Source organism: Thalassobacillus sp. B23F22_16, assembly GCF_043496955.1.
Taxonomy (GTDB): Bacteria; Bacillota; Bacilli; order Bacillales; family Halobacillaceae; genus Thalassobacillus; species Thalassobacillus devorans_A.
Map to the genome: position 1 here is coordinate 15,910 of NZ_JBIEKD010000008.1, position 22,477 is coordinate 38,386.

Here is a 22,477-nt window from a genome sequence, read left to right on the forward strand (position 1 = left end):
CCATAAACACAAACTAAAAACCTACAATTTTTCCAAAAAATTACCGTTCGACAAAACTAGTGCACGACCATCGACAAATTTCTACACACTTTAATAACACATCTATAGTATATTCTACTTAATAAATGAGACAGATTCTTCAGAAAATGGCTACCTTATTGAAAAATAAGGGCGCAAAGTCGCAGGCCTAAGGTGTACATAGATGGCACACAAAGGAACAAAACTATGGCGGCTGGACTACCTGAAAGACTAAAAATGGAGGATCATGTGATGGCGATTACTAAACAAGTGAAAACAGGCGGGTTAGACATGGAGTGGGTAGAATTGATGAAACAGGCAAAAGAAATGGGGATGAGCAAGGAAGAGGTGAGACATTTCTTAGATGAAAGGCGGATAGGGAGAACAAATACATACGGAAACTGATTTCTTTGTGCTTATCATAGAACACTCATCTTTTGTATGGTATAATTTTTTTGTACTTTAAAAAAGTTTCCCTTTGTTGAAGGGGTAAAGTATAAGAAATACTTAGGCCTTCGCCATAAGAACTTGGTGATATGCCAGTTTTTCTAAAAAGAGGGTGAGTGGGATGATAGGCGATAGAATTAAAGAAATCCGTACACAAAGAGCATTATCGTTAACCGAGCTGGCGGAACGGGCCGGGGTGGCAAAATCATACCTCAGCTCGATTGAACGGAATCTTCAAACGAATCCATCGATTCAATTCCTGGAGAAAATCTCTTCTGAGTTGAACGTTTCTATTAATTATTTATTACATGGCGGCGAGGAAGATCCTGCTCTCGATGAAGAATGGATGAAGCTCGTCAAAGATGCACAGGAGTCAGGCGTGACGAAAGAACAGTTTAAAGAATACCTGGAATTTAATAAATGGAAATTGAAACAATAATAAAACCCTTGCACGCTCGGGCATTCCCGAAAGTGCAAGGGTATTTTTATACTTTCCTTATTTCTTCTCAGTAGCATGACCGCCAAATTCATGGCGTAAAGCAGATACGACTTTTCCGGTAAATGTATCATTTTCCTGGGATCTGTAGCGCATCATCAAGGAAAGTGCAATGACCGGCGCCGGCGTTTCGAAATCGAGTGCTGTTTCTACGGTCCATTTTCCTTCACCGGAAGAATTCATGACACCTCTGATGTCATCCAAATTGGCATCTTTACGGAAGGCATCCTGCATCAGTTCCATCAGCCACCCGCGAATGACGGAGCCATGGTTCCACACTTTTGAGACATCTTCATAGTCATAATCAAACGGGCTTTTCTCAAGCAGCTCGAACCCTTCTCCAATTGCGGCCATCATGCCATACTCAATACCGTTGTGAACCATTTTCAAGAAATGGCCGCTGCCGCCTTTTCCAGTGTAAAGGTACCCGTCTTCCACAGCAAGGTCACGGAATAGCGGCTCGATGGTTTCGAACGTCTCTTTATCACCGCCGACCATAAAGCAGGCGCCATGACGTGCTCCGGAAATCCCGCCACTGGTTCCGACATCGAAAAACTGAATACCTTTAGCGCTCAATTTCTCGTGGTTGGCGAGAGTCTTCTTGTAATTGGAATTCCCGCCATCGATCAGGATATCACCGTCATCAAGCAAAGGAGAGAGCTCTTCGATGACTTGGTCTGTAATTTCCCCGGCAGGAACCATCATCCAAATCACGCGTGGTTGCTCCAGACTATTCACCAATTCCTCATACGAGTCCGTGCCTTTTCCGCCTTCTTTTTCAAAGTCGCGGACAGCTTCCTCATTGACATCAGTTGCGACAACTTCATGATTTTTCTCCAGCATTTGAGCTCCAATATTGAAACCCATCTTTCCTAATCCAATCAAACCTACTTTCATATGACCAACCTCTTTTCTCTATTTTTTATACGAAAATACTCAACAATAATGCTACTGCGAATCCGACCAGCCCGATCAATGTTTCCATGATCGTCCATGATTGGAGCGTTTGTTTTTCTGTTAAACCGAAGTAACGGTTAACGAGCCAGAATCCAGAATCGTTCACGTGAGAAACGACAGTTGCCCCAGAGGCGATGGAGATAACCAACAACCCTAACATCGGTTCACTGACATCGAATGAATCTAGCAGTGGGGCGACAAGCCCGGCTGCCGTAATCATAGAAACAGTCGCAGAGCCCTGTGCAATCCGCACGACAGTTGCTGTAATAAAAGCAAACACGATCAATGGCATTTGAGCATTTTTCATCATATCTGCCAGTATGTCACCGATCCCTGATGTAATCAGCATTTCACCAAATACACCACCAGCTCCGGTAACAAGGATAATAATTCCGGCAGGCTCCAGCGCTTTTGTTGTGATTTTCTGGATTTCTTCTTTTTTATACCCACGTTTGTAGCCAAATATATAGAATGTCAGCAGTGCAGCCACTGTCAGGGCAACGAATGGATGCCCGATGAATGTCAACACACTTTGTACGGTGCTGCCTTCAGATAATACGAGGCTTGCAGTCGTATTTAATAAAATTAATACAAGCGGCAGGGTGATGATTGCTACAACGCTTTTAAAGCTGGGAAGGTCTCTGTCTAACTCCGTTTCTTTCATCTGTTCCATCATATATTCTGGAACACCGACATGAATTTTCTTGGAAATATATTTACCAAAAATAGGGCCGGCAATTATCATCGCTGGAACCCCGGCTAATATACCAAACAGGATGACCCAGCCCAGGTCCGCCCCAAGCAGGGATGCGACCGAAATTGGGCCTGGCGTAGGCGGGATAAAGCTGTGCGTGACAGCAAGACCAGCTAATAAAGGAATACCAAAGTATAAGAGCGATTTTTGCGTTTTTTGTGTCAAACTGTATAAGATTGGCACAAGTATAACAAGGGCGACATCCAAGAATACCGGGATGGATACGATAAAGCCGGTGAGCCCCATCGCCCAGCTGATATTCTTTTCTCCAAACTTGTCCATTAATGTCAGGGCCAGACGCTCAGCACCGCCGGAGACACGCAGCATTTCGCCAAACATGGCGCCAAGTCCGATGATGACTGCGATGAATCCGAGCGTTCCTCCCATTCCTTCTTCAATCGTAGAAATTATATCCTGCAGTGGCATCCCGACAGCTAACCCGATCAGAATACTGACAACTAGTAAAGCGATGAATGCCTGCAATTTGGTGCGCATTACTAAAAATAACAAAAGTAGAACACCGAGGACAGCGGTAATGATCAGTCCTGCAGTTGAAGTCATGTGAAAACTCCTTTCTAGTTAATTCTGGTTGACAATTTTTCGTCTCCGTGGCCGTGTGTACGCTGAAAATCCGATATTGCTTTGAATTCATCGCCCATCTGGCGGGCAAGCCTTAAGAAAATCGGCTTCAAATCACGATAAATTTTCAAGTTTTCATCAATTGGACAATGCTTCATTTTTGTGTTGATGATTGATTTGATGCTTGTTATGTCTTCAATCATTCCAAGCGATTTCATCGTGAGCCAGGCAGCACCGAGGCACGAACTTTGATGGCTTTCTGGAATGACGATGTCCGCTTCGAAAATATCCGCCATCATTTGTCGCCACAATTCCGACCGGGCGAAACCTCCGCCTGCACGGAACTGCTTCGGTTCCACGCCTGATTCAATCAGAGCGATAACGACCGAATACATCTGGAACATGACTCCTTCGAGCACGCTGCGCACCATATGGTCGCGTCCATGGTTCAAGGTCAGGCCAAAAAACATTCCTTTGGTATCGGCATCCCAGAACGGGGCACGTTCACCGGTCAAGTATGGTAAGAACAACAAACCATCTGCACCGGGACGGATTTTTTCTGCCCGATTCGTCAGTTCCTGATAGACATCTCCCTCTGTAGCTTCTTTCAAGTCAGCAAACAATTCATCACGCGCCCAGCGAAAGGCGATTCCTCCGTTGTTGATTGGACCGCCAATCACCCATTGATCTTCGGTCAAGGCATAACAAAAAATTCTTCCTTTCGGATCAACAGTCGGTTTGTCAACTACAGTACGGATCGCTCCGCTTGTCCCAATTGAACAGGCGACAACACCAGGGTCGATCGCACCGACGCCGATATTGGCAAGGACACCGTCGCTTGCACCGATGACAACCGGGGTGGAAGGATCAACGTATAGCTTTTCTGCCAGGTCTTCGTCTATCCCTTCAAGGGTGTAAGTGGTCGAAACCGGGTGGGACAATTGCTGTTCGTTAATCCCTGTCCGTTTCAACACTTCTTCGTCCCAGTCTAGATTTTCCAAATGAAAGAGACCGGTAGCGGAAGCGATGGAATAGTCAACAACGAAACGCTGGAACCATCGGTAGAGTACATACTCTTTAATCGAAATCCATTTTGCTGCCTGGTCAAAGATTTCCGGATCATTTTTCCGAAACCAGAGCAGTTTCGTCAGCGGTGACATCGGATGAATCGGGGTTCCGGTTCGTAAATAGATATCATGACCGCCATTCGCTTTCAGAGATTCTGCTTCTTCTGTCGCTCGCTGGTCTGCCCAGGTGATTACATTCGTGAGCGGCTGGCCATTTTCATCGAGTGCCAACAGGCTGTGCATAGCAGAACTGAAGCCGATGCCTGCAACCCTTGCGTTTTTATCAGAGACTTGCTTAGCAACCTCTGTCAGTGTCGAATTTACTGCCTGGTAGATTTCTTCCGGGTTTTGTTCTTTTCTTGTCGGTACCGGAGAGTGAAGCGGGTATTCCTGTTCCACCTCTGCCCAAATGGTGCCTTTAGTATCGTAGGCCAGTGTCTTTGTACTTGTGGTACCGATATCTATGGCGATGACAACAGATTGCTGCATCTCTATCCCTCCTATCGTTGAAGCGTTTTCAGTTTAAATAAAAAATAAGTGCTGTGAAAATTATTTTCTTTAAATTCGATTATACAATAAATTTTTTTCGATTCAACCCGTATTGATGAAAAAAATTTTCACCTATTGCTTTTAATAGGAAATTAAATCGTTTAAACTGATTACATGTCTGAAAAAGGGGGACGGAGCATGGCTGAAGCATCATTACACGTATTAAAAAGAATTCGCTCATCGTATCAGCAGTTCAGTGAAAAAGAAAAGCAGATTGCGGATTATATCATTTCCGATCCTGAAAAAATCGTTCATTCTTCCATCAATCAAGTGGCAGATGATTTGAAAGTGGCCGATGCGACCGTGTTCCGTTTTTGCAAGCGGCTTGGATTTAAAGGCTATCAGGCCTTGAAAATCGCGCTCGCTTCCGAGCTGGTCAGTCCGATTAAAGACATCCATGAGGAAATAAATGAAGATGATTCCGAGATGGATATTATGAAAAAAGTTTTCCAGGCAAACATCAATGCCATTGAATATACACGGGAAATTCAAAGTGAAAATAATTTTACAAAGGCGCTAGCTATCATTACTGATGCTAAACAGATTCACTTTTATGGCAATGGGGGCTCCGGGGTAGCAGCTCAGGACGGGCAGCATAAGTTCATGCGTAGCGGACTGCCAAGCCACGCCTACACAGATACGCATCTGCAGCTGATGGCAGCGTCCCAGCTGACGAATGAAGATGCAGCTCTGTTCATTTCCCATACCGGAACGAACAAGGATTTACTGGAAGTCGTCGATGTCGCCAAACAGAATGGGGTCCCGACAATAGGTATCACCAATTATGCCAAATCTCCTTTCAGCAAGGCGGTGGACGTCTGTCTGTATACCGTTTCACCGGAAACTGGCTATCGCTCCGAAGCGCTGGCATCCAGGCTTGCTGAGCTTTCGATAATAGATGCGCTGTATGTCAATTACAGCGTGAAAAAGAAAGAGCAATCCCAGGAAGCGATGGCGAAAATGCGAAAAGCCATTTCGCGGAAGAGATTATAAAGTTGAGCAGAAGCAAAAAAATTTACAACACAACCGTAAAACGTGAACAGATACATAGAAAGGAAAATAACTATGGCAGCAGCACACCACCATATATCAAATAATCTAGAGGAGCTGACAGCACAATGACAGTATTTCTCTCCGTTGTCCTGCCGGTACTGCTGATATTCGGGGCGGGATACATCATCCAGCTTGTTGCTCGCCTCGACATCAAGTCACTTGCTACCATTACGTTATACATCATGCTGCCGAACCTCGTATTCAATACGTTTTATGAAGCGGAGCTCGATAAAGAATATGTCGTCATGCTGATTTTTGCAGCAGTGCTATTAATTGCGATCCTTTTGATTAATAAAATTGTCGCTAAATTAAGAAACTATGATCAGGCGATGGAGAGCGGCATGATTCTATCCACTGCCTTCATGAACTCGGGGAATTACGGGACGCCGATCATCCTTTTTGCTTTCGGGAAGGAAGCATTCACATATGCCGTATCGTTTATGGTGCTGCAGGCGATCATCATGAACTTTTTTGGCGTGTATTACGCAGCAAGGGGAAGTGCGGGAATTAAGCTTGCCTTTAAGTCCGTGCTGAAAATGCCGCCGACCTATGCGGTCATTATTGCGTTAGTGATGAATCTGGGGTCGATTCCTGTGCCGGATAGTCTGTTATCGGCTATCACGCTGGTGGGAGATGCGACGATTCCTACAATGATGATTACGCTCGGAATGCAGCTCGCTGAAATAACCGTAAAAAATATGAACTGGGTCAAAATCAGCTATGGTGCGACTGTACGTCTGCTCGCATCACCGCTGATCGCCTATCTGTTGACATTAGTACTGCCGATGGATCCACTGATGGCAAAAGTAATGATTGTAGCCGCCGCCTGTCCATCAGCAGCTACGACTACAATGTATGCCCTCCAGTTCGATGCCAAACCGGAGTTAGTCTCAAGTATTACGTTAGTAACCACATTGCTAAGTATCATCACCCTTCCAATACTACTAATCTTACTAGGCGCTTAAACAACTGCACCCCGGATCCCACCAAAATTTGGAGGGCTCCGGGGTGTTTTGTAGTAATTTCCGTTAAAAATTGTGTAATAATTTGTAAAATCATGTGCTATAATAGTGTGATATGATAGACCCAGAATGATAGTTTCCGAGACGGAAGAATAGCATAAACGCTCACCACAAAACGGGTCAAATATATCAGGTATTTCCATAAACTACAAAACAGTATTTACCCATTAGACCAATTAACCTTGAGAGGTTTAAGGCTATATCTGGTCAATAGAAAAAACTGCCGATTAATATCTACGAACACTTACACCATGACCTTCACATAACCTTTACATCACCATAAACAACACCTCACAAAACCAATAACATGCTGATCGTTTGATGATTAGTACAGCATGAATCTCACTCAGAGGATGGAACTAACGATGAATATCGCCAATCGATTGAATTACTTGCTGGAATCAGAGAACTTTATACGGCCGGACTTTCGTCAGGCTCCTTTTCTCCAACAAGAATGGGAGGCCATTCTCGCTGGCTTGCTTCCACTACGCACAGACCAGGCTATTTACCTTGCTGAACGGTGGGAGATTCCATATGCCTATCTTACGGATTATAATAAAACAGATATTGATATACACCGCAAGCTCCAAAGCCTGCAGCATGATATGCTGACAAATAATAAGCAGGCAGAGGTTACACTAAGCGAGCTTTCTGTTCCTTACACTATTCCCTCATTGATGCAGGAAGTCATTTTCAAGCTACTACAATCAGTCCATTTTTATAAGAAAAATAAACTGGAAAACGTAGATCAACTAGAATCAGAATATTTCAGCTATATGCTGCCGAACAATCGCATCATGAAAGAAAGCGGTGTCTTTCAAAAAGCGCTGTTCTATTATTATGGCTTCAAATATTATTATGAGGGTAAAAGAGAGGAGTCGTTCGCTTACTTTGAACGACTGCTGGAGATGACAAGTGATAAGGAAGAAATCATTTCATTGATTCAGAACTTCACATTGCTCGCTAATGAAAATAAGGAATACGACCGTGCGATTGATTTTGCGAAACGGATGGAAGAGTTCAGTTTAACAAATAAAGTGAATAGAGGACTTGCAATTGCACGTAATTACCTTGGTGTCCTTTATTTATTAAAAGAAAATTACCCGACAGCTATCTATTATTTTGAAAAAATGGAACATCTGGATCTGACACCGCTCATGCGTTCACGGATGTACCATAACCTTGGTATCCTATACAGCAAGCAAGAGCGTCGCGGGGAAGCAATAGAAATGTTTCTTGAATCGAAAGACATCAAAGAATCCAATCAACTGAAGGAAGATCTTTTCTTAGCCTATCACGCATTAGCCAGAAACTACTTCTTAGCCAAACAGCAGCATGATGCTAACCACTATCTCAAGCTGGCTTATCAAACAGCAGGAAATGAAGATGAAACATCACTTGCTAAAAAGGCAGAAGCAGAGATGAAAAAAGAAAGCGATCCGAAAACGGCTATTGACTTGTATGAACAGGCATTAAAATATTACGAAAAGGTACAGTTCATTAGCGAATTGGATGAGCTATACCCAGCACTTTCGGAGCTGTATAAGAAGATAGGAAAGAGAGATATGGAAAGTCTGTATAAAAAACGTCATGAGGCATTGCATAAAAAGCAGAAAGAGACCAAACACGCTTAGAGGATGGTTCGATGAAAATTGCGAAACGGTTAACACGTTTAATAGAAATTGATCGACTTCCACCCCTGTATTTGAATAAAAGTATTATAACGGAAGAGGAGTGGGAACAGATTCTTTCCGGGCAGCTCCCACTGACTTCCACTCAGGCTGCGCATTTGGCTGAATGGTGGGGTGTGCCTGTATCCTACTTTACCGATTACGATAAAAACGATCTGGTTACATTCCGCCAACTTCAGTTATTACAGCATGCCCTGCTTACCAATAGCAGTGAAGCGGCTGACATTGTAGATCAGCTGGATCAACCATGGAGGCTTTCGGATGTGACCCAGGAGGTCATTTTTCATTTACTGAAATCGATTCACCTTTACAAAAGAAACCAGCAACAGGAAGCAGAACGTATCGAATCGGATTATTTGTCGATCATGCTTCCGGCATATAATGTGCTCAAGGAATCAAGCGTATTTCAAAAAGCCCTCTTTTATTATTACGGTGTCAAATACTATTCCGAAGGCAACCGGGAAGAATCATTCGCTTATTTTGAACGACTGCTCGAAAAAACAAAAAATCCGGATGAAGTCATCTCTATCATGCAAAACCTCACCTTGATATTGCGAGATAAGAAAGATTATGACCAAGCGATCGACTATATGAAGCGATTGAAGGCTTACAGCAAAGAGAAAGAAAGTAAACGAGGTCTTTTCGTTTCATGGAATTTATTAGGGGTCTTATACATGGAAAAGAAATTGTTTCCAAATGCCATTTATTACTTTGAAAAAATGGGCAGGCTTGAGCTGGATCCATCTTCAGAATCTCAAAGGCAGCACAATTTAGGGATCTTATATTGCGAATTAAAAAAATACCCAAAAGCTTTGGACAGATATCATGAGGCGATACGGATAGTCGAAGAGCATGACCTCGCAGAAGGATTATTCCATGGATACCTTAGCCTCGCAGACATTTATCTCCTCCTGAATGATATATCGGCCGCCGATATATACCAGCAAAAAGCGATGCGGGCAGCTGCCGATGACTGGGAAGAATCCTTAGCCAAACAGATGCAAGCAGAAATTTTTGAAAGAACAGATATTAATCGGGCGATACAAGTTTACGAAGAATTAATCGCATATCATGAAACGAATCAGGTCAAAAGAAAACTGGATGAGATCTATCCTGCTCTGTCTGCGTTATATGAAAAAAGAGCAAAACAAATACAAGACAAGTACATGAAGCTTCATAAACCAGACGCCGAAGAATGTGATTCCAAAAATGCCTGAACCTGCAAGCAATCCTTGCAGGTTTTCCTATGGAATGTTTTCAAAGGAGGAGATCAACTTGAAACATTGGATATGGCCACTCCTCTGGATGTCGGTTATTTTTTATTCTTCGTCACAGCCGTATCAGGACCAGGACATTAAACCTATGTTATCGGAATATATAGACTTATCCTTTCTAAATCCGGTTCTTTATTCGGTCCATTTTACTTATCACCATTCTGAAGTAAGTGTTGAAGCGTTAGGGACGGCGGGTTTAGTAGAATTTTTCATCCGAAAAGGTGCTCATATAACCGTGTTTCTTGTTCTGACGCTGTTATTCTATTATGCTTTGACAAAATCTACTCGTCTGGCCACTAGCGGATTAATGCTCATAGCGTGGATTTTGACTGTTTTGTATGCTGCCTTTGATGAATGGCATCAAGGGTTAACGCCTAATCGGACTCCATATTTCGGTGATGTATTATTAGATACGACAGGCGCGACAATTGCTGTTGGAATCCTGTTTATTGTGTCATCGTTACGAAAATCAGGAAAATAATTTTGTCTGAAACCAACTATTTCCCGGGAAATTTCCCGTATTTGTCGAAAACTTTTCACAATAAACAGAATATCCTTACAAGAAATGACAAACTTCTTATATACCTTGTGATACATTGGGTTTAATCATTAACAGACATCCAGTGCGGGAGGCGTTATGATGAATTTGAAGTCGAGAATCGATTATTTATGTCATATCAATGGGGTAACAATAGACGAGCTTGATATTCCAAGTGAAGAAATAAAGATGCTCGAAAAGGGATTGATTCAACTGCCACCTTCAAGTATCCAATACCTCAGCAAATACTTCGACAGACCTGTTTCCTATTTCGCAGATCATAAGATCACCAATCATTACCTTCATAATTTGTTGCAAAAACTTCAAAATGCTTTATTTGCAAGAGTGAAAAAGGATATCGACACCGTCGTTTCTGAGATAGAGTTTTATCAGCCTATTCCATCCCTTCATCAGGAAATGATCTATCATCTGCTGCTCGCGATCTACCATTATCAAAAGCAGATGTTCGAGCATGCTGCATGGATCGAAGATAATTATTTAAGCTATTTTTTGGACAAGCCAAATGATTTTATCAAACATAATAAAATGTTCGACAAAGCTTTATTTCATTATTTAGCAATGAAATATCATTGTCAGGAAAAAGTAGAAGAGAGTGACAGGTATTTTGAAGAATTATTCGAACTTGCACAAGGGATCGAAATTGTCCGTTTGAATACTTCTGAATGTGTAGTGAATATTAAAAGTAGACGTCAAAGGGCAAGGACGACTTGCTGATAATAATCAAAAGGAAGGTTTGCCTGGCAAGGGCAAGCCTTCTTTTTATATTTTAAATTAATTTTTGTTAAAAAACTTAATTTAAAATATAAGAAAATACAATGGCTTTTGCCATAAGGACTTGGCAATAAGCCAAGTTTTTCTAATGGAGAAATATACCCTTTCTTAAATGATACAGTCGGAAATCGAAGTTTACTGTCGTATCGATATGTAAATATATGTAGTATAAACCAAGCAACCGAAAGATGCATATGTATAAATAAAAGGGAAGAGGAGCTAATGACAATGAAGGAAGATATAAATTTGAGTGAAGTGTTACAAAATATAATCAGGCAGAGTGAAATGGAAGAGATCGAAACGACAGAGGAAGCGATTGAACAGTTGATCCAGCAATTAGGATAAATCGCTCCTATTTGATTGTGAGGGGACTCAAATTTCAAATGCCCGCTTTATGATTGAAAGATAATCATGTAGAATGAAAGAGGTCTGACTTAGATATTTAAACATTAACGATAAAGTGGGGTCCCCCTATGATTGCTATAAACAATTTGCTTATTGGGCTGGTAATCTCTTTTATGACAAGCTTCATATTGACCTTTCCAGTGCGAAAGCTGGCTCAGAAGCTGAAAGTCATGGATTATCCGGAACTTAGAAAGATACATACAACGGTAACACCTCGGATGGGAGGGCTGGCAATCTTTGCCGGTGCTGTAGCTGGTCTCGTTTATTTTCAGCCTGCCAACCAGTTTTTTTGGCCGATATCTATCGGAGCTGCCATTGTGACACTTACCGGATTACTGGATGACCGTTATCAATTGCGTCCACTCGTAAAGCTTACTGGCCAAATCATGGCCGCTGTCATTTTAATTTCTTCAGGATTGGTTATGGAAAACCTGACGATTCCATTGATCGGTCAGATTCCATTGAACTATTTTGCTGGTGTTATCCTGACATTTTTCTGGATTATCGGGGTAACGAATGCAATCAATTTAATCGATGGGCTGGACGGGCTTGCCACTGGTGTCACAACAATTGCTTTGACAAGTATTACGGTGATGGCGTTTATTGACAACCATGCTGCAGCCGTCATGTTCTGTGTCGTATTGATTGGCAGTAATCTCGGTTTCCTGCCGCATAATTTTTATCCGGCGAAAATTTATATGGGAGATACAGGCTCCTTATTTCTTGGATATTCAGTTGCTGTCATTTCTGTTGTCGGTTTAATGAAGAGTATCACTTTCTTCAGTTTCATTATTCCGATTCTTGTATTGGCAATCCCAATCTTCGATACCATGTTCTCTATTTTAAGGAGGCTTCGGAATAAACAGAATATCATGTCTCCTGACAGCCAGCATATCCACTATCAGTTAATTGCAGCCGGCTTGAGTCATCGGACGACAGTTCTGATTTTATATGGATTCAGTGCATTTTTTGGTTTTTTGGGAGTGATTTTCTCTTATGCGTCCTTTGCGTTGGCGTTAGGACTTACGTTCTTAATATTATTGCTTCTTCATTTATTTGCTGAGATGACCGGAGTTATGCGGGGAGGAAAGAAACCCGTCATCGATACGGTCAAAAAAACAGCATCAAAGTCATCTAAAAAAGAAAAAGATTCATCAAAAGAAAAGGATTCATCATAAATAAACACCCTGCCGGTTAGGCAGGGCGTTTGCTCTTTATATATTCGTTTACAGGCTCCAATAATGGTAGCCTTTATCTTCACATTCTTTACGATCAAGGGAGCTTTTGACATCGATCAGTACTTTTCGGTCATCTTTATACATGTTGTCAAGCTGTTCTAAAGGATATGCCTCTTTGAACACTTGGTGAGGTACAGCATAGACGATCGCATCCAAATCCGTCAGCGCTTCTTTATCAACCAGGGTGATGCCGAATTCTCTCTGTGCCTCTTCTGCATCCGCGACAGGGTCATGGACGAGCAGTTCGACACCGTATTCTTTCAATTCTTCAATGATGTCGATTACTTTCGTATTCCGGACATCTCCGACATTTTCTTTAAAAGTCAGACCAAGCACCGCTACTTTTGCTCCATCCACTTCCTGTTTCGCCTTGATCATTTTCTTGATGACGTTGCTTGCAATATATTTGCCCATGTCGTCATTAATTTTACGGCCGGACAGGATAATCTGTGAATGATAGCCAAGCTGTTCGGCTTTATAAGTGAAATAATAAGGGTCTACACCAATGCAGTGGCCGCCAACAAGACCAGGAGTAAACTTCAGGAAGTTCCATTTGGTACCTGCTGCTTCCAATACGGCTTTTGTGCTGATTCCCATTTTGTTGAAAACCATGGACAATTCATTCATAAATGCAATATTGATATCACGCTGGGAGTTTTCGATGACTTTAGCAGCTTCAGCAACCTTAATTGATTCTGCCTCAAAAACTCCAGCCTCAATGATAGAACCATATAGAGCAGAGATTTCCTGTAGTGCTTCATCATCGGATCCAGAAACGATCTTGGTGATTTTGGTTAGGGTATTCACTTTATCACCAGGGTTGATTCGCTCTGGAGAATAGCCCACCTTAAAGTCTTCACCGAAAGACAAGCCGGACTCTTCTTCTAAAATAGGAATGCAGATTTCTTCCGTAGTCCCTGGATAGACCGTTGATTCATAGACCACAATAGAACCTTCTGTCAGGTTGCGGCCAACTGTTCTGCTCGCACCAATTACAGGGTTCAGGTTAGGTGTCTTATCGACATTGATTGGTGTAGGAACAGCTACGACATGGAACTTACAACTTTTTAATTCATCTTCATCATTTGTGAAGGTCATGGAAGTTTGGGATAAAGCTTCATTACCGACTTCATCTGTTACGTCGATACCAGACTTATATTTGTCCAGCTTCGCTTCGTTGACATCGAAGCCGACAACATCATATTCTTTCGCCAGTTCCACAGCTAGTGGAAGTCCGACGTAACCTAAGCCAATTACCGCAATTCTTTCTTCTTTTGCCTGTAACTTTGAATATAGACTCATAATTTTAAATTCCTGCCTTTATATGGGAAGTTTTATCGTATATAGTACAACAATAATATCATACATGCATCTATAACATTTGTGTAGCGGTTAATATTATACGTATATAACAATTTAATGACAGTTGATGTTTTATTCAATGGGGATGGTTTATGATAGAATAGCTACTAGCATATAAACTATCGTGATTGAAAAAAGGGGATAGTAACCATGAGAGTAAAAAAGGCAATCATCCCGGCTGCCGGGCTTGGGACTCGTTTTTTACCTGCTACCAAGGCGCAGCCAAAAGAAATGCTGCCAATCGTTGATAAACCGACCATCCAGTATATCGTAGAAGAAGCGGTCCAGTCAGGCATCGAAGATATTATCATCATATCCGGCCGTGGCAAGCGGGCAATTGAGGATCATTTTGATACTTCTTATGAATTGGAAGAAAAACTGACACAAAAAGGGAAGACCGACATGCTGGAAATGGTTCAATCGATTTCCAGCCTGGCGAACATCCATTATATTCGGCAAAAAGAACCGAAAGGGCTCGGTCATGCCATCAGTGTTGCAGAGAGCTTTGTCGGCAATGAACCGTTCGCAGTTCTGTTGGGGGACGATATTGTCGAGGCCGAGGAACCGTGTCTGAAGCAGCTGATCGATGTATATGATCAGTACGGTCACTCTGTGGTCGGCGTCCAGGATGTCCCTTGGGAAAATGTCTCGAAATATGGCATTATCAACCCATCTGATAAAAATGGCTATCCGGAAGCCGTCCAGGAAGTTGAGTCATTGGTAGAAAAACCACCGGTCGAAAAAGCGCCATCCAATCTGGCTATTATGGGCCGCTACGTGCTGTCACCGGAAATCTTCGGCATTTTAAAAACGCAGCCACCGGGGAAAGACGGCGAAATCCAGCTGACCGATGCGATTGAAACATTGAATGACCGGGAAAAGGTCCTGGCGTACAACTTTACCGGTAAACGATATGACATCGGAGGAAAACTCGGCTTCGTCCAGGCGACGATCGATTTCGCTTTGAACCGGGAAGACTTACATGAAGAAATCAAAGCTTATATGGAAAAGAAGCTGGACAACCTAAGAAACAACTAGGAGTGAAGGACTTATGAAAATAGCAGTGATCGGCACAGGCTATGTCGGCCTGGTCACCGGCGTCTGCCTGGCGGAGCTTGGCCATCATGTCACCTGCATCGATGTTGATGAACAAAAAGTAGAAAAGCTGAATAGCGGGAAAAGCCCGATCTATGAAGAAGGCTTAGAAGAACTCCTTCAGAAAAACCTCCGCAGCGAGCAGGTAGATTTCACCACCGATTATGAGCAAGGTTTGAAAGACAAACAGCTCGTCTATCTGGCTGTTGGTACCCCGCAGGGAGAAGATGGCTCGGCGGATTTGACTTATATAGAAGCAGCGAGCCGGGATATTGCTGAACACCTGGCGAACGATACGGTCATCGTGACCAAAAGTACCGTGCCGGTCGGGACGAATGAGTATGTTAAGGAAACTATTGAAGCCAATCTGGTGCATGAGGTACATATCAAAATCGCTTCGAATCCAGAATTTTTGCGTCAGGGTTCTGCTGTTTATGATACGTTCAATGGAGACCGTATCGTGATCGGCTCCGATGATGAAGAAGCATTAGAACTATTGGAAGCAGTAAATGCCGGCTTTAACCTGCCGATCGTCAAGACCGATCTGCGAAGTGCCGAAATGATCAAGTACGCTTCCAACGCCTTTCTCGCGACAAAGATCAGCTTCATCAACGAAATGGCCAACCTTTCTGAAAAGATCGGTGCCAATATCGACCATGTTGCCAAAGGAATGGGAATGGATAAGCGGATCGGCGAAAGCTTTCTGAATGCCGGCATCGGCTTTGGCGGCTCCTGTTTCCCGAAGGATACACGGGCCATCATTTCCATTGGTAAGGAGATTGCTTATGACATGCCGATCCTGGAAAATGTCGTGGATGTCAATGAACGTCAGCGAAGTATCATCGTCGATAAACTGCTCAAACGCATCTATGACCTGAAAGGGAAAAAGGTAGCTGTCCTTGGCCTATCATTTAAACCGAACACGGACGACATGAGGGAAGCACCTTCCATTGCTGTAACGGAAAAATTGCTCGAAGAAGGCGCAACTGTCGTAGCCTATGATCCCGTTGCCGTTGACAACGCGAAAAAGGTGCTGCCGGATCAAGTGAACTATGCCGAAAGTGCCGAAGAAGCGGTGCAGGATGCTGATGTTGCAATCATTCTTACAGAATGGAAGCAAATCAAAGAATTCCCGCTTTCCGGCTATAAAGAAAGAATGAATAAAGCGCTCTTATTTGACGGACGTAATTGCTTCAACCTCGACCAGGTCAAAAACAGCGGCGTCGAGTACCACTCCATCGGCCGCCCAGTCATTTACGGATAATCACCAATTAGCTAGAAAGCTTGCAGGGAAACTAATATCCTGTGAGCTTTTTTATATTGAAATAAATATCAAATAATTGGAGGGATCCGGGGTGTGTTAAATCACCCCCCGGTCCCTCCAATTAATGGGAAAAGTAATTGCTTAATGGTGCTGTTTTGTAATCTTTCCGACAATTTATTTATCAGTTTGGCTATGATATAATGCGTGAAGTATAATGGTGCTTTTTATGTAACGAAAGGCTGAAGCCGAAATGAAAAAGAAGAAAGTTCTGTTTTTTATCTATCAACTAGGTGCGGGCGGTGCAGCGCGCACAATTTTGAATATCATCAACAACATGGACCGGGAAAAATTCACACCGATTCTTGTCACTTTGGATTATAATGGAAGCTATGAGTCTTACCTGGATCCAGACGTTACGTTCATTAAGCTGGATACGAAGCGGCTGCGTTCCGCTATCTTTCCACTGGCGAAAGTGATCCGCAAAGAAAAGGCAGATATCGTGTTCAGCACGATTCCAAATTATAATACGATTGCAATTCTCGCGACGATCATTTCTGGGACGAAGGCGAAAAATGTGGTACGGGAAGCAGCTTTCCTTGGCGGCAGCTTCAAGGCAGATCTTAAACTTAAACTCTACGGGTTGCTTTACCGCCGTGCAAGCAGGGTTATCGCCTTGTCACATGGGGTAAAGGAGAATATCGTCAAACGGTACAAAGTACAGCCTGACAAAATAACCGTCATTTACAACCCTGTCGATATTGATACCATCCGTACCATGATGAAAAAAGAAGCTTTGCCAGAAGAACACCAGCCTATTTTTGCAGGCGATGACAAAGTGCTCGTCACTGCTGGCAGAATGGTCAATGATAAGGATCATCGGACGCTGTTACGAGCTTTCAAACAGGTGAACGAGCGCATCGCATCCAGACTGGTCATCCTGGGCGAAGGAGAACTAGAGCAAGACTTGAAGCAGCTTGCTAACACCCTTGGAATCGCTGATAAAGTTCACTTCATTGGTTTCCAGCGCAACCCTTATCTTTATTTCCATCATGCCGATGCCTTTGTTCTTTCTTCCAAAAGAGAAGGATTCGGCCATGTGTTGGCGGAAGCCTTGGCAACAGGCACACCCATTGTGTCTACAAGCTGCCGTCCTGGTGCGGTTGAAGTACTGAACAATGGAGAATTTGGAGCGATGTGTAAAGTTGGAGACGAAGCAGATATGGCAAAGAAAATTTACGAATTGCTTATATTGGAAGAAAACCAGCGCGCTGAAATAGTCAGAAAAGGCATCGAACGAACGAATGACTTTCATGCGAGAAAAATCGCAGCGGAATATGAAACAATGTTCATCGAAACACTAAGAAAATAGGAAATGAACCAATAGAGGATGAGAAGCATGGCGAATCCAAAACAGGTGGTACATCTGACGACAGTACACCATCCATACGATCCAAGGATTTTTCATAAAGAATGCAAGTCCCTCCAGCGAGCGGGGTATGATGTGACCCTGATTGCCCAGAGGGATGAGAACGGCGGACTGGCAGACAAGCCAATTCGTCATATTCCCGTGAAAAAGTTTAATAGCAAGCTGAAACGGATGCTTTTCGGAACCTGGCAGGTTTACCGGAAAGCTAAAAAAATGGAGGCGGATGTCTACCATTTTCACGATCCCGAATTGCTGCCAATCGGCTGGCTTCTGAAAAAAAAGAATAACGTCGTCATCTATGATATCCATGAGGATTACATTACAAGCATCCTTCAAAAGGATTATATGAAACCTGCCGTAAAAAAAGCCGTTGCAGCTATTTATAAAACGATGGAAAAACTTTTCACGCGTAAAATGAAGCTATGTCTCGCAGAAAAGTATTATAAAGACATGTACCCAACAGGGACATGCATCCTGAATTATCCGACAGTTAATGAAAAGTTCATTCATCATACACGCGTCGGTGAAGCGGAAGACAAAGTGATTTACACTGGGAATGTTACCGAGGTGCGTGGAGCTTTATTCCATGCCAAACTGCCAGTAATTGATGAGTCTCTATCGGTCCATTTTGTCGGTAAATGCCCGAAATCATTGGCCGAAGAAATGTATGAAGTGGCAGGCGACCAGAAAGATCAACTGGTGATTGAGGGGATAGACCGCTTTATTGAAAAAGAAGTAATTGAAGATCGTTACCTTAGCCGCAACTGGCTGGCAGGAATCGCGCTGTTTCCACCGACAGAACATTACAGGAGAAAAGAACTGACAAAGTTCTTTGAATACATGAATGCCGGGCTCCCTGTCATTTGCTCTGACTTTCCGGTATGGAAGGATTTCGTCCAGAAGCATGAGTGTGGCATCGCGGTGGACCCATATGATGACGACAGCATCCGTAACGCTCTCAACTATCTGCGCACTCACCCGGAAGAAGCAAAGCAAATGGGTGAGAATGGCAAGAAGGCCGTCATGGAAGAATTGAACTGGCAGACACAAGAACAGAAACTGATCAGCTGGTATCAGCGCCTGTTAGGCGAACAGCCGGCGAAGATGGAAGGTTAGGGTGACAATGCAAAATAATGAGACACCATTAGTTTCCGTCATTACGCCTGCCTATAATGCAGAGCGTTTTATCGGAGAGACAATCCAATCGGTCATCGATCAGACGTTCACGGACTGGGAAATGGTTATTGTCGACGATCGGTCACAGGATCGGACGATAGAGATTGTAGAAAAATATCAGAAAAAAGACTCGCGTATCCGTCTGATTGTTCTCGAGGAAAACTCCGGATCAGCAGTAGCACGTAACACAGCGATCCGGGAGGCAAGAGGTCGTTATCTTGCATTTTTAGATAGTGATGATTTATGGCTGCCGGAGAAGCTGGAGTGCCAGTTGAAGTTCATGCAGGAAACCGGCGTCGCTTTCTCGTTTACGAAATACCGCAGGATGGAAGAAGACGGAACTGAAACGAATGCCATCACAGAAGCACCCGCGACAGTGCACTATGACGCACTCATGAAGCGCTGCGTCATCGGCTGTCTGACAGTAATGCTCGATACAGATAAAACCGGAAGCGTTGAGATGGTCAACATCCGAACCCGTCAGGATTATGCTCTGTGGCTTGATTTGACGAGACGAGGGTTTCTGGCATACGGAATTCCGGAGGTGCTGTCAAAGTATCGTGTCGTCGATAATTCGATTTCCAGTAACAAATGGAAGGCTGCGAAACAAAACTGGCGAGTGTTCCGGGAAGTTGAAAAGCAAAGTCTTCCGAAAAGTATCTGGTATTTTGTTCATTATGCGATATTATCGATTAGGGATGTTATTAAATATCGAATCTCACAATAATTTGGCTGGATGATGATCTGGCTGTGAAGAAATTGGACGGTGTCATGAGAAGTTATGAAAACATATTTACAGGAAATGCTTAAACGTAAGGATTTATTGATATATCTTGTGAAATCCGGGTTGAAAGCAGAACACCGCAATAGTTATCTCGGCTATTTCTGGTGGTTGCTCGATCCGCTATTAAACGTACTTGTGTACTACTTCCTCGTCGTCATCATACTTGGTAGAGGCGGGGAGAACTATCCGTTATTCCTTGTTATCGGACTGGTAGCATGGCGAGCAATCAGCTCAACAATCAATACTTCAGCAAAATCGATAACACGCTACAGTTCTATTATTAATCAAGTCTATTTACCTAAGTCGTTGTTTCCATTGTCATTTACGCTAACGCAATTGTTCAACTTTGCATTTGGTCTTGTTGTAGTAGCTGCATTCCTTGCTATTTATGGGGTGATGCCTGGCTGGCAGGTCGTTTATCTGCCATTGATTGTGCTCGTTCAGACTGTCTTCCTTTTGGGAGTTGGAATGATTCTTGGTTATATGACGGTATTCGTTCGGGATATCGATAATCTGTTGTCCTACGTTATTCGAATATTCTTCTATGCCTCCCCGATTATTTGGGAAGGTGGAAGACTGCCGCCGGAGTACAGCTGGGCAGTGGATTATAACCCGATTGCAATTATCGTGGAATCCTACCGCGCTGTCCTGATGCACCAAACCAACCCGGCGTTTATAGGGTTGTCGGTAATTTTCGTCTTGTCAGTAGCAGCTATCATCTTTATGATCCGCTACTACAGCAACAATGAACATAAAATTATTAAAGCGTTGTAGGACGGCCCGCTTTTCTGGAAGGTTCCAGTGAAGCAATCTTGAATAAAAAGAGGGTTTTTCAATTGTCTATCAATAAAGACAACACACAGGAAAAAGTAATAAAGGCTAAAAATGTTGGAGTTTCTTTCTTTGGCGGAAACTATAGGGATGACTACAAATCCCGGGTTCTCCGTTTTTTTAAAGAAGGACGCAGCAATAAAAAAGATAAATTGGTCTGGCCGCTGACCGATATTGATTTCGAAGGTGTTCAGGGGGAAATCCTGGGTATCATCGGATCAAACGGCGCGGGCAAAACAACGCTCAGTAAAATAATTGCGGGTATCCTGGAAGAGGACAAGGGAGAAATGGAAGTAGACGGTAAGGTTACTGCCTTGTTCTCTTTTGGTATGGGCTTCAATAAAGAGCTGACCGGCGAAGAGAACGTCTTCTTGAATGGGATGATGCTCGGCATCGATAAAAAAATGATCGAAAAATATATTCGCGAGATTCACGAATTCTCCGATCTGGAAGATTTTTTCTATCAACCGATGAAATATTATTCAAGCGGGATGAAAGCACGACTAGGGTTTAGTGTCGCCGCTCACTTACAGCCGGAAATCCTTATTCTTGATGAAGCACTTAATACGGGGGATGCTAAGTTCAGTAAGAAAGCAGCTGCCAAGATGAAGGAACTCGTCCAGCAGGCAAAAATGGTCATCATCGTCACACATAGCCTTGGTTATGCCCGCCGTAATTGCGACAGGCTGATGTGGATCGATGGCGGGGAGGTCCGGGAAATAGGCGATCCGAAAGAAGTGATTGAGCACTATAAAGCTACAGTGCCCCCACGGCCGCCGAGGAAACAACGTAACCTTCAGCTGGAAAAGACAGAAACAGATGTGACGGATAAAGCAATTATTAAGGCAGAAAACCTCGGCGTACGGTTCAAGCTAAGTAATAAAGACTTCTGGGCATTAAAAAATGTGAACTTTGAAATCAAAGAAGGAGAAGTCGTGGGGATCATCGGCCATAATGGAGCAGGGAAGAGTACCCTTTGCAAGGTGCTCACGAAAATTCTCGCACCAGATGAAGGTTCAATCGAACTGCACGGCGAAACTTCAGCATTGCTTGGTTATGGCACAGGCTTCAATGCACACTTAAGCGGTGCAGATAATATTTATTTGAATGCCATGCTGCTTGGAATTCCTAAGAAACGTGTCGATGATAAGTATGATGAAATTGTCGAATTCTCAGGGTTAGGAGAAAAAATCCATAAACCAGTAAAAGATCTATCGAGCGGAATGAAGGCACGCCTTGGCTTCAGTATCGCAGCCATCCTAAAGCCGGATATTTTCATCATAGATGAAGCGCTGTCGACAGGGGATATGGCATTTAAGCAGAAAGCGAGTGAACGGATCCAGGAAATGATGGAGCGTGCGAAGGCTGTCATCATAGTTTCCCATAGTCTCTCTTTCATTGAGCAAATATGTACACGAGGTATCTGGATGGAAAAAGGCCATGTTAAATTCGACGGCAGTGCTGAGGAAGCGGTGGCTAAATACCGGGAATCTCAGGGCGTTCAAAAGAGAGTGCGTAAGAATAAAAGGAACGTCACAGGTAATAATGCTGCAAATGGTAAGAATGGAAAAAACCTCAAAAAAACATCGCCAAAAGGTACGACGAAAGCGGACAATAAAAAGACTAATAATACAGAAGCAGAACAAAAATCATAAACAG

20 protein-coding genes and 1 riboswitch are annotated in these 22,477 nt (G+C 43.2%); of the genes, 16 read left to right on the plus strand and 4 right to left on the minus strand.

Going from position 1 to position 22,477, the window contains the following annotated elements:
- The first annotated feature begins 138 nt into the window (after window positions 1–138).
- Window positions 139–245, plus strand: a riboswitch (cyclic di-GMP riboswitch).
- A 25-nt stretch (window positions 246–270) separates the two neighbouring features.
- Window positions 271–423, plus strand: coding sequence for an anti-repressor SinI family protein (locus tag ACGTNI_RS08220; RefSeq protein WP_139823756.1), 153 nt, complete (start codon window positions 271–273; stop codon window positions 421–423).
- Window positions 424–586: 163 nt separating this feature from the next.
- Window positions 587–904 carry a helix-turn-helix domain-containing protein gene (locus tag ACGTNI_RS08225; RefSeq protein ID WP_085506219.1) on the plus strand — a complete coding sequence of 106 codons (318 nt, stop codon included), beginning with the start codon at window positions 587–589 and terminating at the stop codon, window positions 902–904.
- 57 nt (window positions 905–961) lie between these two features.
- Here ACGTNI_RS08225 and gnd read toward each other — a convergent pair whose 3' ends face one another.
- From gnd to gntK, 3 genes are read right to left on the minus strand one after another with little or no spacing between them, the layout of a single operon-like run.
- Entirely contained in the window at window positions 962–1,858 is an 897-nt protein-coding gene (gene gnd / locus ACGTNI_RS08230; protein WP_085506218.1) for a phosphogluconate dehydrogenase (NAD(+)-dependent, decarboxylating), read from the minus strand.
- A 25-nt stretch (window positions 1,859–1,883) separates the two neighbouring features.
- Complete coding sequence (locus tag ACGTNI_RS08235; protein ID WP_085506217.1) at window positions 1,884–3,233, minus strand: GntP family permease; 1,350 nt, start codon at window positions 3,231–3,233, stop codon at window positions 1,884–1,886.
- Between the two features lie 14 nt (window positions 3,234–3,247).
- Window positions 3,248–4,807 (minus strand): gluconokinase, encoded by a 1,560-nt coding sequence (gntK, locus tag ACGTNI_RS08240; RefSeq protein ID WP_394461457.1) that lies wholly within the window; start codon window positions 4,805–4,807, stop codon window positions 3,248–3,250.
- A 198-nt stretch (window positions 4,808–5,005) separates the two neighbouring features.
- On the opposite strand from gntK, the gene ACGTNI_RS08245 reads away from it, so the two are divergent.
- From ACGTNI_RS08245 to ACGTNI_RS08275, 7 genes are all read left to right on the plus strand, one after another.
- On the plus strand, window positions 5,006–5,860 hold the full coding sequence (locus ACGTNI_RS08245; RefSeq protein WP_394461459.1) for a MurR/RpiR family transcriptional regulator: 855 nt from the start codon (window positions 5,006–5,008) through the stop codon (window positions 5,858–5,860).
- A 125-nt stretch (window positions 5,861–5,985) separates the two neighbouring features.
- Window positions 5,986–6,885 carry an AEC family transporter gene (locus ACGTNI_RS08250; protein WP_394461461.1) on the plus strand — a complete coding sequence of 300 codons (900 nt, stop codon included), beginning with the start codon at window positions 5,986–5,988 and terminating at the stop codon, window positions 6,883–6,885.
- A gap of 422 nt (window positions 6,886–7,307) precedes the next feature.
- Complete coding sequence (locus ACGTNI_RS08255) at window positions 7,308–8,576, plus strand: tetratricopeptide repeat protein (protein WP_394461464.1); 1,269 nt, start codon at window positions 7,308–7,310, stop codon at window positions 8,574–8,576.
- An 11-nt stretch (window positions 8,577–8,587) separates the two neighbouring features.
- Window positions 8,588–9,850: a tetratricopeptide repeat protein gene (locus tag ACGTNI_RS08260; protein ID WP_394461466.1), complete on the plus strand. Its 1,263-nt coding sequence runs from the start codon at window positions 8,588–8,590 to the stop codon at window positions 9,848–9,850.
- Between the two features lie 58 nt (window positions 9,851–9,908).
- On the plus strand, window positions 9,909–10,388 hold the full coding sequence (locus ACGTNI_RS08265) for a VanZ family protein (protein ID WP_394461468.1): 480 nt from the start codon (window positions 9,909–9,911) through the stop codon (window positions 10,386–10,388).
- 159 nt (window positions 10,389–10,547) lie between these two features.
- Complete coding sequence (locus tag ACGTNI_RS08270; protein ID WP_394461470.1) at window positions 10,548–11,180, plus strand: hypothetical protein; 633 nt, start codon at window positions 10,548–10,550, stop codon at window positions 11,178–11,180.
- Between the two features lie 530 nt (window positions 11,181–11,710).
- Entirely contained in the window at window positions 11,711–12,820 is a 1,110-nt protein-coding gene (locus tag ACGTNI_RS08275; RefSeq protein WP_394461472.1) for a glycosyltransferase family 4 protein, read from the plus strand.
- 48 nt (window positions 12,821–12,868) lie between these two features.
- Here ACGTNI_RS08275 and ACGTNI_RS08280 read toward each other — a convergent pair whose 3' ends face one another.
- The gene (locus ACGTNI_RS08280) at window positions 12,869–14,182 is read right to left on the minus strand and encodes a nucleotide sugar dehydrogenase (protein ID WP_394461474.1); all 1,314 of its coding nucleotides are present in this window, start codon (window positions 14,180–14,182) and stop codon (window positions 12,869–12,871) included.
- Between the two features lie 210 nt (window positions 14,183–14,392).
- Between ACGTNI_RS08280 and galU the strand changes: the two genes are divergently transcribed.
- The 7 genes from galU (at window position 14,393) to ACGTNI_RS08315 (ending at window position 22,473) form a co-directional block, all read left to right on the plus strand.
- Entirely contained in the window at window positions 14,393–15,280 is an 888-nt protein-coding gene (galU, locus tag ACGTNI_RS08285) for a UTP--glucose-1-phosphate uridylyltransferase GalU (protein ID WP_394461476.1), read from the plus strand.
- A 13-nt stretch (window positions 15,281–15,293) separates the two neighbouring features.
- Window positions 15,294–16,601: a UDP-glucose dehydrogenase family protein gene (locus ACGTNI_RS08290; RefSeq protein ID WP_394461478.1), complete on the plus strand. Its 1,308-nt coding sequence runs from the start codon at window positions 15,294–15,296 to the stop codon at window positions 16,599–16,601.
- A gap of 250 nt (window positions 16,602–16,851) precedes the next feature.
- A complete protein-coding gene (locus tag ACGTNI_RS08295) occupies window positions 16,852–17,970 on the plus strand; it encodes a glycosyltransferase (RefSeq protein WP_394461480.1) in 1,119 nt (372 codons plus the stop codon).
- 27 nt (window positions 17,971–17,997) lie between these two features.
- Window positions 17,998–19,143, plus strand: coding sequence for a glycosyltransferase (locus tag ACGTNI_RS08300; RefSeq protein WP_394461482.1), 1,146 nt, complete (start codon window positions 17,998–18,000; stop codon window positions 19,141–19,143).
- A 7-nt stretch (window positions 19,144–19,150) separates the two neighbouring features.
- A complete protein-coding gene (locus tag ACGTNI_RS08305; protein ID WP_394461484.1) occupies window positions 19,151–19,930 on the plus strand; it encodes a glycosyltransferase family 2 protein in 780 nt (259 codons plus the stop codon).
- A 54-nt stretch (window positions 19,931–19,984) separates the two neighbouring features.
- On the plus strand, window positions 19,985–20,761 hold the full coding sequence (locus ACGTNI_RS08310) for an ABC transporter permease (protein ID WP_394461486.1): 777 nt from the start codon (window positions 19,985–19,987) through the stop codon (window positions 20,759–20,761).
- A 62-nt stretch (window positions 20,762–20,823) separates the two neighbouring features.
- The gene (locus ACGTNI_RS08315) at window positions 20,824–22,473 is read left to right on the plus strand and encodes an ABC transporter ATP-binding protein (RefSeq protein ID WP_394461488.1); all 1,650 of its coding nucleotides are present in this window, start codon (window positions 20,824–20,826) and stop codon (window positions 22,471–22,473) included.
- The last annotated feature ends 4 nt before the right edge of the window (window positions 22,474–22,477 follow it).